This window comes from Microbacterium sp. K41 (genome assembly GCF_004794395.1).
In the GTDB taxonomy this organism is placed as follows: Bacteria; Actinomycetota; Actinomycetes; order Actinomycetales; family Microbacteriaceae; genus Microbacterium; species Microbacterium sufflavum.
In genome coordinates this window covers 1-9,756 of sequence record NZ_SSDO01000455.1, presented here as the reverse complement: position 1 = coordinate 9,756, position 9,756 = coordinate 1, and the positions used below count along the sequence as shown (strand labels likewise).

At 68.7% G+C, this 9,756-nt stretch carries 10 protein-coding genes and 2 riboswitches; of the genes, 3 read left to right on the top strand and 7 right to left on the bottom strand.

Features of this window, described 5'->3' with window-relative positions:
- Nucleotides 1-11 precede the first annotated feature (11 nt).
- The 7 genes from gcvH to DW309_RS14635 all read right to left on the bottom strand — a co-directional run bounded on the left by gcvH (nucleotide 12) and on the right by DW309_RS14635 (nucleotide 7,238).
- Complete coding sequence (gene gcvH, locus DW309_RS14665; protein WP_136045783.1) at nucleotides 12-389, bottom strand: glycine cleavage system protein GcvH; 378 nt, start codon at nucleotides 387-389, stop codon at nucleotides 12-14.
- Nucleotides 386-1,501, bottom strand: coding sequence for a glycine cleavage system aminomethyltransferase GcvT (gene gcvT, locus DW309_RS14660; RefSeq protein ID WP_136045782.1), 1,116 nt, complete (start codon nucleotides 1,499-1,501; stop codon nucleotides 386-388). Before gcvT ends, gcvH begins: the two co-directional genes overlap by 4 nt.
- A gap of 54 nt (nucleotides 1,502-1,555) precedes the next feature.
- A riboswitch (glycine riboswitch) is annotated at nucleotides 1,556-1,653 on the bottom strand.
- Between the two features lies 1 nt (nucleotide 1,654).
- Nucleotides 1,655-1,749: riboswitch (glycine riboswitch) on the bottom strand.
- A gap of 71 nt (nucleotides 1,750-1,820) precedes the next feature.
- Nucleotides 1,821-2,690 (bottom strand): ABC transporter ATP-binding protein, encoded by an 870-nt coding sequence (locus tag DW309_RS14655; RefSeq protein WP_136045781.1) that lies wholly within the window; start codon nucleotides 2,688-2,690, stop codon nucleotides 1,821-1,823.
- A complete protein-coding gene (locus DW309_RS14650) occupies nucleotides 2,687-3,538 on the bottom strand; it encodes an ABC transporter ATP-binding protein (RefSeq protein ID WP_136045780.1) in 852 nt (283 codons plus the stop codon). The genes DW309_RS14655 and DW309_RS14650 overlap by 4 nt, the downstream gene beginning before the upstream one ends.
- Nucleotides 3,535-4,515, bottom strand: a complete 981-nt coding sequence (locus tag DW309_RS14645; protein WP_136045779.1) for an ABC transporter permease — start codon at nucleotides 4,513-4,515, stop codon at nucleotides 3,535-3,537. The genes DW309_RS14650 and DW309_RS14645 overlap by 4 nt, the downstream gene beginning before the upstream one ends.
- Nucleotides 4,508-5,503 (bottom strand): ABC transporter permease, encoded by a 996-nt coding sequence (locus tag DW309_RS14640; protein ID WP_136028553.1) that lies wholly within the window; start codon nucleotides 5,501-5,503, stop codon nucleotides 4,508-4,510. The genes DW309_RS14645 and DW309_RS14640 overlap by 8 nt, the downstream gene beginning before the upstream one ends.
- Before the next feature lie 43 nt (nucleotides 5,504-5,546).
- Nucleotides 5,547-7,238 (bottom strand): ABC transporter substrate-binding protein, encoded by a 1,692-nt coding sequence (locus DW309_RS14635; protein ID WP_136028552.1) that lies wholly within the window; start codon nucleotides 7,236-7,238, stop codon nucleotides 5,547-5,549.
- Between the two features lie 265 nt (nucleotides 7,239-7,503).
- Here DW309_RS14635 and DW309_RS14630 point away from each other — a divergent pair, with 265 nt between their 5' ends.
- The 3 genes from DW309_RS14630 to DW309_RS14620 form a co-directional block, all read left to right on the top strand.
- Nucleotides 7,504-8,220 carry an NUDIX hydrolase gene (locus DW309_RS14630; protein ID WP_136045778.1) on the top strand — a complete coding sequence of 239 codons (717 nt, stop codon included), beginning with the start codon at nucleotides 7,504-7,506 and terminating at the stop codon, nucleotides 8,218-8,220.
- Entirely contained in the window at nucleotides 8,217-9,551 is a 1,335-nt protein-coding gene (nadA, locus tag DW309_RS14625) for a quinolinate synthase NadA (RefSeq protein WP_136045777.1), read from the top strand. Before DW309_RS14630 ends, nadA begins: the two co-directional genes overlap by 4 nt.
- The coding region (locus tag DW309_RS14620; protein ID WP_136045776.1) for an FAD-dependent oxidoreductase at nucleotides 9,548-9,756 on the top strand (209 nt) is incomplete at its 3' end. The genes nadA and DW309_RS14620, both read left to right, overlap by 4 nt.

Here is a 9,756-nt window from a genome sequence, read left to right as displayed (position 1 = left end):
CCACGTGTGTCTCAGCCCTCCGAGAGTGCGACGTAGGCGTCGCGGTCGAGCAGTCCGTCCAGGGCGCCGGAGGCGACCGAGACCTTGAGCAGCCAGCCGCCCTCGAAGGGCTCGGCGTTCACCAGCGACGGGTCGTCGACCACGGCGTCGTTGATCTCGACGACCGTGCCGGCCACCGGGGCGTAGAGCTCGCCGACCGACTTGGTCGACTCGATCTCGCCCACCACGGAGCCGGCGGTGATCTCGGTGCCGACGGCGGGGAGCTCGACGAACACCACGTCGCCCAGCTTCTCGGCGGCGTAGTCGGTGATGCCGATGGTCACGGTGTCGCCGTCACCGGCGATCCACTCGTGCTCGTCGGTGTAGCGGAGTGCGCTGAGGTCGGTCATGAGTTCCTCCGGTAGAAAGGCAGGGCGGTCACGGTCGCGGGGATACGGGTCCCCCGCACATCAAGGAATACTGCGGTTCCCTCTTCCGCGGAAGAAGGGTCGACGTAGGCCATCGCGATCGGATGACCCAGCGTCGGGCTCAGGGCGCCGCTGGTGATCTCCCCCAGCGGGGCACCGTCGGCGTCGACCACCGCGTAGCCGGCGCGGCCCGCGCGGCGACCCTCGGCGGTCAGTCCGACCAGGACGCGCGCGTCGGCCGCCGGGGCGGGGGCGTCCTTGCCGACGAAGCGCTCCTTCGCGGCGACCACCACGCGACCGAGGCCCGCCTGCGCGGGCGACGTGTCCAGGCTCAGCTCATGGCCGTACAGGGGCATCCCGGCCTCGAGCCGGAGCGTGTCGCGCGCCGCGAGGCCCGCCGGTACCAGGCCCAGGGGCGTCCCGGCCGTGAGCACGGCATCCCACAGCGCGGCCGCGTGAGCCGCCGGCACCAGAAGCTCGAAGCCGTCCTCGCCCGTGTAGCCGGTGCGGGCGAGGAGCAGCGGCTGCCCCGCGAACGTCGCGGACGCCCAGGCGTAGTAGCGCTGCTCGGCCCACGGCACGCTCACCTCGACGATACCGGCCGTCGCGGCGAGGATCTCCTCGGCGCGCGGACCCTGCACCGCGATGAGGGCGTAGTCGTCGGACACGTCGGCGACCTCGACCTGCTCGACCCCGGAGTCCGCGACCCGGTCCGCGAGCGCACCACGGACGGCGTCACGGTTGCCGGCGTTGGAGATGATCAGGTAGTCGTCGTCGGCGAGCCGGTACACGATCACGTCGTCGACGATGCCGCCCTCGGGCGTGAGCAGCAGCGAGTACTTCGCCTTGCCGACCGCGAGAGCCGACAGCCGTCCGGCCAGTGCGTAGTCGAGGAAGGCACCCGCGTCCCCTCCGCGCACGGTGAACTCGGCCATGTGCGAGATGTCGAAGATGCCCGCCGCCTGGCGCACGGCGTGGTGCTCGGCGAGGTCGGATGTGTAGCGCACCGGCATCTGCCAGCCGCCGAAGTCGGTGAAGGATGCGCCGAGGGCCTCGTGGCGCTCGCGCAGCGGGGTGAAGCGGGGGTCGGACATGGAGTTCTCCCGGGCTGGGTCGGGCGGAACGGCGGCATCGCCGTTCCAGGGAACTCCCCCTCTGTCATGGGCCTGAGAGCTTCGCCCGCACGAGCACGCGGGCTTTCACCGTCGGCGGATCCCCGACAGCTCGGGATCGCTTTTCAGAGCGGCCGGACCCCCGCGGTACGCGTACCTGAGAGATTGGCGGGGAGGCTTGCTCCTTCGGTGCCCGGCTGCGTGCGCCGGGGCTCTCCCGCGTGGGTCGTTCGGCCTGTCTTCGATTGTGGCTTCAGTCTAGCCCGACGCACGGGCCCCACCCATACGGCTCGGACCCGGATCACCGTCCCGCGAGCTCCGCACGCACCTCATCGCGAAGACGGCCGAGGTTCTCCGGCTCGGGGGCGGCACCGAGGAGGGTGCGGGTGTAGTCGTGCTGCGGGTGGAGGATGACCTGGTCGGCGGGTCCGCGTTCGACGACGTCGCCCTTGTAGAGCACCATGATCTCATCGGAGAAGTGGCGGGCTGTGGCGAGGTCGTGGGTGATGTACAGCACGCCCAGGTTCTCTTCCCGCTGCAGCTCGGCCAGCAGGTTCAGGACCCCGAGCCGGATCGACACGTCCAACATGCTCACCGGCTCGTCGGCGACGATGAACCGCGCCCCCGGGGCCAGCGCCCTCGCGATCGCGACCCGCTGCCGCTGCCCGCCGGACAGCTCGTGCGGGCGGCGCTCGGCGAAGCTCTCCCCCGGGGTCAGCCGGACCCGTTCGAGCAGCTCGATCGCCCGCGCCCGTACCGCCGCGCCGGACAGCTTCGGGTGGTGCAGGCGGATCGGACGCTCCAGGTGATGCACGATCGTGTGGAAGGGGTTCAACGACGCGAACGGGTCCTGGAACACCATCTGCACATCCGACCGGTACCGCTCCAACCCCCGACCCCGGGTGCCGGTCTCCCTGCCGTCCAACAGGATGGACCCGGAGGTGGGCGTCTCCAGCTTCATCAGCATCCGCGCGATCGTCGACTTCCCCGACCCCGACTCCCCCACCAGCGCGACCGTCTTCCCGGCCGCGATCGTGAACGACACGTCCTTCACCGCATGCAACACGCTCGTGCGGAACCCGGAGCGCAGGGTGAAGTCCTTCACCAGATTCCGCGCCTCGAGCGTGCCCTCACGCGTGCTGACGCCGGTGCCCGTGCCGTTGCCGCTCATCGGATGCCCTCCTGGCTCATACCCGTGCGGACGAAATCGCCCCGCTCCCCGGTCAACGACGGGAAACTCGACAGCAGCCGTTTCGTGTACTCGTGCTGCGGGGTCCGGTAGATCTCCTCCGCCGTGCCCTGCTCCACGATCCGCCCCTGCAGCATCACCGCGATCCGGTCGCTGATCTCGATCAGCATCGGCAGGTCATGCGTGATGAAGATCACCGCGAACCCGAGCCTCTCCCGCAACCGCATGATCTCCCGGATGATGCCCCGCTGCACCACCACATCCAACGCCGTGGTCGGCTCGTCCATGATCATCACCTGCGGATCGAGCGCCAACGCCATCGCGATCATCATCCGCTGCCGCATCCCGCCCGACAGCTCATGCGGGAAACTCGTCAACCGATTCGGATCCACCCCCACCAGGGTCAGCAGCTCCTCCGCCCGCTCCCGCTTCGCCCTCTTGCTCATGCCGGGCCGGTGCGTGTCGAAGATGTCGAAGATCTGCGCCCTCACGCTGATCACCGGGTTCAACGAGTTCATCGCCCCCTGGAACACCATCGAGATCTTGTCCCACCGGAACGCCCGCAACCCCTCCCCATCGAGGCCGACGATGTCGATGTCGTGCCCATCCCGGTCATGGAACACGATCTCCCCACCCGTCATCAACGCCGGCGCCTTGAGCAACCGATTCATCCCGTACGCGAGCGTCGTCTTCCCGCACCCCGACTCTCCCGCGAGCCCGAGGATCTCCCCGCGATGCAGCGTCAGCGACACATCCCGCACCGCCCTGACCGGCGGATCCACCTCGTACTCGATCGACACATTCCTCGCCGACAGCACCGCTTCGCTCATGCGGAGATCCCCTTCGTCTTGGCGGCCCTGCGCACACGGCGGGCCGCATCGGGCGCGTTGCGCAGCTTCGGGTTGATGACCTCGTCGATCGCGAAGTTGATGAGGGCGAGTCCGGCGCCGAGCACCGCGATCATGAGGCCCGGGGGCACGAACCACCACCACGCGCCACGCCCGAGAGCCTGCCCCGACTGCGCATCGTTCAGGATCGACCCCCAGGTGATCGACGAGTTCGGGCCGAGACCGAGGTAGGAGAGCCCCGCCTCGCCGAGGATCGCGAAGATGATCGCGAACAGGAACTGAGCTGTCAGCAGCGGCAGCAGGTTCGGCATGATCTCGACGAGGATCACGCGGAACGAGCGCTCCCCCGCCACCTTCGAGGCGTACACGTAGTCTCTCGTCCGCAGGGATCGCGTCTGCAGCCGGAGGACGTAGGCGGCACCTGCCCAGGCCGTGATGCCGAGCACGAAGGCGACCATCTGCCAGCTGCGCTGCGGGACGAACGAGGCGATCACCATCACGAGGGGAAGGCCCGGGATCACGATCATCACATTGGTGAGCAGCGCCAGCACATCCTCGCGCCAGCCGCCGAGGTACCCGGCCAGCACACCGAAGAAGAGGGAGAGCACGATCGCGATGCCGCCCGCAGTGACGCCCACCAGCAGCGACCCCTGCGCTCCGATCGCCAGCTGCGCGAACATGTCGTTGCCCAGCTTGGTCGTGCCGAGCCAGTGCTCCGGCGAGGGCGGCTGGAGCGCCGGGTTGTCGGTGCTGCGGGGGTTCTGCGAGAAGATCGGCGCGATGATCGCGAACAGCACGATCGCGAGCACCAGGACGGCGCCGACGGTGAACTTGGGCGATGTGCGGGGAAGGATGCGGCGCCGTGGGCGATCCTGCCGCTGGGTGGCCACGGCGAGCGTGCCCTCGGGGGCGACGGCGGGCGTCTCCTCGACGAGGAGCGGGTTCTTCGTGTCAGACATTCTGGCGAGCCCTCGGGTCGATGAATCCATAGACGAGGTCCATGAGGAAGTTGGCGGCGAGCACGGTCACGGTGATCACCAGGAACAGGCCCTGCATGAGCGCGTAGTCGTTGGCGGTGACCGCCTGGAACATGAGCTTGCCGATGCCCGGATAGGTGAAGACCTGCTCCATCACGATGGCACCGGCGACGACGAAGCCGAGCGTGATCGAGAACCCGGCGATCGACGGGATCGCGGCGTTCCGGGCGGCATAGGCGGTGAGGATCCTCCGTGGACGCAGCCCCTTCGCCTCCGCGGTCAGGACGTAGTCCTCGGCGAGGGTGGACACCATCATGTTGCGCATCCCGAACATCCACCCGCCGACCGAGCTGATCACGATCGTGAGGGCGGGGAGCACCGCGTGCGACAGGGCGTCCGTGAAGAAGGCCCACGTCGGCTCGGGGCCGTAAGGGAAGTCGAAGACGTCGTAGCCTCCGAAGATGGGGAACCAGCCGAGCCCGACGGCGAACACCGCGACCAGGATCAGAGCCAGCCAGAAGTACGGGATCGACTGGAGGACCGTGGTGGCGGGGATGACGTGGTCGACCCAGGTGCCGCGCTTCCACCCCGCCCACGCACCGAGGATGATGCCGAGCACGAAGGAGATCAGGGTCGACAGGCCCACCAGGATGAGCGTCCACGGCAGCGCCTCGGCGATGAGCTCGACGACCGGCTTCGGGAAGTCGGTGACCGAGGTGCCGAGATCGCCAGTGAAGATGCGACCCCAATAGTCGAGGTACTGCTCCCAGAGTGAGGAGTCGTCGCCGCCGAGCAGCAGGCGGATGTTGCGGATCGTGGTCTCGGAGACCTCGCCGCCCGCCCGCTGCATCTTGGCGATCATGATGTCGGCCGGATTCCCCGGCATGAGCCGGGGAAGCAGGAAGTTGAGGGAGATCGCGGCCCACAGCGTGAATGCGTAGAACCCGATTCTTCGTGCATAGAACTTCATGTCACAGTGCTCCTGACTTCCCGCTTCCCCTGACTCCTCTCGCCTACTTCGCCGGCTTCAGCTGCGTCAGCACGTAGCCGGCCGCAATCGCACCCCAGGACGGCGGGAAGGCGTAGAGATCCTCCTCCGTCGGCCAGCCCGTGAAGTCCTTCGTGTTGTAGAAGGTCTGGGTGGCGTTGACGACCAGCGGGATGTACGGAAGGTCGCGGACGATCTCCGTCTGGATGGTGGCGTAGAGCGCCTTCCGCTCGGCCTCGTCGTTCGTTGCGATCGCCGTCTGCACGGCCTGGTCGACGACGGGGTTGTCGTAGCGGCTGAAGTTCCAGCGGGTGGGCGGGATCTCCGCGCCGACCGGTCCCGTGGAGCCGACCGCGGTACCACCGAACCAGTCACGGTAGATCTGGAACGGATCAGCGACCGAAGTGCCGATGACACCGCCGACGATGAGCTGGAATCCGCCGCCCTGACGCGCGTCGGAGAATTCCTGCCATTGCACGGTGGAGGGCGTGATCTTGATGCCTGCCTTCTCCGCCTGCTCCGCGATGAGCTTCGCGGCATCGTTATAATCGGTCCAGCCGTCGACCGAGATCAGGTTGAGCTCGATCGGCACGCCGCCCTTCTCGTAGATGCCCGAGGATCCCTTCGTGTAGCCGGCGGCCTCCAGGATCGAGCCGGCCTCGGCGGCGTCGGCCTCCTGCGGGCTGACCTCGTTCGCCGGGTCGGCGAGCCACTTCTCGTCGCGCGGCAGCAGCGTGTACGCGGGCGAGATGTCGCCGGTGAGCCCGACGAACGCCTTGTCCTTGATGGTGGCGCGGTCGATCGCGACGTTGAGCGCCTGGCGCACGGCGACGTCGGTCTGGGGACCGGTGCAGCCGAGCTCGGCGTTCGAGCACGTGTACAGCACCGTCGGGTCCTGCGGCGTGTTGATCCACTCGATCTTGCCGTTGCCGGTCACGTCGTCCGGGTTGGGGATGAACATGCCGGCCCAGTCGAGCTCGCCGGCGGCCAGCAGGTCCTGCGCGGTCTGGTTGTTGTCGACAGCGATGTACTGGACCTTCTTCACCCCGAGCTCGTCGGCGTCGCGGAAGTTCTCGTTGGCGACCAGCGTGTACGACTCGCTTGTCGTCTTGTCGACGACGTAGGCACCGGAGCCCACGGGGTCCTCGTTCGTGAAGTTCGCGAAGTCGTCGATCTCCGACCAGATGTGAGCGGGGAGCACGTAGGTCGAGCCCATGCGCTGGAACTCGGTGGTGTACTGCGGGATCGAGTAGGTGAGCACCACGGTCGTGTCGTCGGTGGCCTCGGCAGAGGTGAGGCCGTTGCCCTCGGGGTTGTTCGCCTCGTACATGAACGAGAAGACCACGTCATCGGCAGTGAGCGGCTCACCGTCGCTCCACTTGAGGTCGGGCTTGATCTTGACCGTGATCTGCGTGCCGTCCTCGTTGTACTCGAACGAGTCACCGATCAGGCCGACGGGCTCGGAGTCCTTCGTCTTGTTGTAGAAGAAGAGCGGCTCGTAGATCGGGCCGAGCGCGCCGTGGAGCACGGTCGGGGCGAACGGGTTGTAGTTCGCGGTGATCGGCGTCTGGCTGCCGGCCCAGACGCGGAGGGCGCGGTCGCCGTCGGCGTTGCCGCCTTCGCCTCCCCCGCCACCGCAGGCGGTGAGTCCCAGCGCGAGGACCGAGGCCCCCGCGACCGCCGTGAGCGCGATACCGCGCTTTCCCTTACGGATCATTCTTCATTTCCTCTCGGTGCTGCACTGCAGGAGGGATTCTCCGGATGGAGCCGAACCCCGGTCGGGGTTCACGGGAAACCCGAGGAGGAGACGGACGTCACCTCGAAGGGGTTTGTTAGGACAGTAACCTAACAAACCCCATCAGGCCGGACAAGTCCTATTCCCTCCCGCAGATAACGTTTCGGACTCGCTGGACCCTCGGCGTCATGGAGTCGCCCTAAGGGTCGCTATGACACTAAGATCGTTCACGGAGGTTAAGGTGCCTATGACTCTAAGCCAGCCCATCCGCGTCGCCGTCTCGACCGTGATCCTGACGCTGCGGCGCACCGACGACGGCCGCGCCGTGCTCGCCCTCCCCCTCGTGCTCCGCACGCGCGCGCCGTTCGCGCAGCAGTGGGCGCTCCCCGGCGGCTGGCTCACCGCCGAGGAATCCCCGGTCGACGCCGCCGCCCGCACGCTCGCGGAGACCACGGGCCTCGCGCCCAGCTACCTCGAGCAGCTCTACGCGTTCGGCGCCGTCGACCGCTCCCCCACGCGCGTCGTCTCGATCGTGTACTGGGCTCTGCTGCGACAGGACGACGTCGAAGCCCAGATCGCCGCCCACCGCGCCAGCGGACGCGCGCCGGAGAACGTGCAGTGGTTCGAGGTCGACGAGCTCCCCGCACTGGCGTTCGACCACGCCAAGATCATCGAGTACGCCCTGTGGCGCCTGCGCAACAAGGTCGGCTACAGCCGCGTCGCACAGGGCTTCCTGCCCGAGGAGTTCACGCTCGCCGAGCTCCGCGAGGCGTACGAGTCGATCCTCGGCCGCCAGCTCGACCCCGCGAACTTCCGCCGTCAGGTGGAGGCCACCGGCAACCTCCTGCCCACCGACCGGTTCCGCACCGGAAGCCACCGTCCCGCCCGTCTGTACCGCGACAACACCGATGTCGAGCTGGCCGACCGCGGCCCCCTCGGCCCCGAAGAAACGAGCACCCGATGAGCATCACCGCCGTCCCGACTCCCGCCGTCCTGCCCGTGGACGCCTCGGTCGACCACGCGATCCAGGCGATCGTCACCGGCGCGTCGACCGAGACCACCTGCACCACCGACCTCGCGGCCGGCCCCTGGGACTTCGACATCCGCCCGGGCTACGGCCCGGGGTCGTCCATGGGCGATGTGATCCCCACCGGCGCTCCCCGCCAGGGCGAACTGCCCGCCGAATACCGCGAGGCACCGGAGGCCGAGCTCCACGACCGCATCCGTGCCGCCAAGGCGACCCTGGGCGACCGCGTGGTGATCCTCGGGCACTTCTACCAGCGCGAAGAGGTCGTCACGCACGCCGACTACGTGGGCGACTCCTTCCAGCTCGCCACGGCCGCCAAGGGCCGGACCGACGCGGAGGCGATCGTGTTCTGCGGTGTGCACTTCATGGCCGAGACCGCCGACCTCCTGTCGCGCCCCGAGCAGTCCGTCATCCTGCCGAACCTCGCCGCCGGATGCTCGATGGCGGACATGGCCGACATCGACCAGGTCGAGGAGTGCTGGGAGCAGCTCGCCGACGTGCTGGGCGACCTCGACACGCCGGACGCGGAGGGCCGCGTGCCCGTGATCCCCGTCACCTACATGAACTCGTCCGCCGCGATCAAGGGCTTCGTCGGGCGACACGGCGGCATCGTCTGCACCTCCTCCAACGCGCACACCGTGCTCGAATGGGCGTTCGCGCGCGGACAGCGCGTGCTGTTCTTCCCCGACCAGCACCTCGGCCGCAACACCGCCAAGGCCATGGGCGTGCCGCTGGAGCGCATGCCGCTGTGGAACCCGCGGCGAGCGCTGGGCGGCTCCACGCCCGACGAGCTCAGCGACGCGCGCGTCATCCTGTGGCACGGCTTCTGCTCCGTGCACCGCCGCTTCACGGTCGCGCAGATCGACCAGGCCCGCGCCGAGCACCCCGGCGTGCGCGTGATCGTCCACCCAGAGTGTCCGATGGAGGTGGTGGACGCCGCCGACGAGGCCGGATCGACCGAGTACATCCGCCGCGCGATCGACGAGGCCACCACGCCGACGACGTTCGCGATCGGCACCGAGATCAACCTCGTGCGCCGCCTCGCCGCGCAGTACCCGCAGCACCGGATCTTCTGCCTCGACCCCGTGGTGTGCCCCTGCTCGACCATGTACCGCATCCACCCCGGCTACCTCGCCTGGACGCTGGAGGAGCTGGTCGCGGGACGCACGCCCAACCGGATCACGGTGGCCCAGGACGTCGCGGAACCGGCCAGGGTCGCCCTCGAGCGCATGCTCGCCGCCAAGCCCCCGGCAGCCGGCACGCGATGAACGTCGTCGTCGTCGGAGCGGGCATCGCGGGCATGACCGCGGCCCTGCACGCGCACGAGGCGGGCCACACCGTGACGCTCGTGACGAAGGGCGAGGTCGGCGAGGGCTGCACACCGCTCGCGCAGGGCGGGATCGCGGGCGGCTACGGGCCGGACGACTCCCCGGCCGCGCACGCGGACGACACCCTCACCGCCGGAGCCGGACT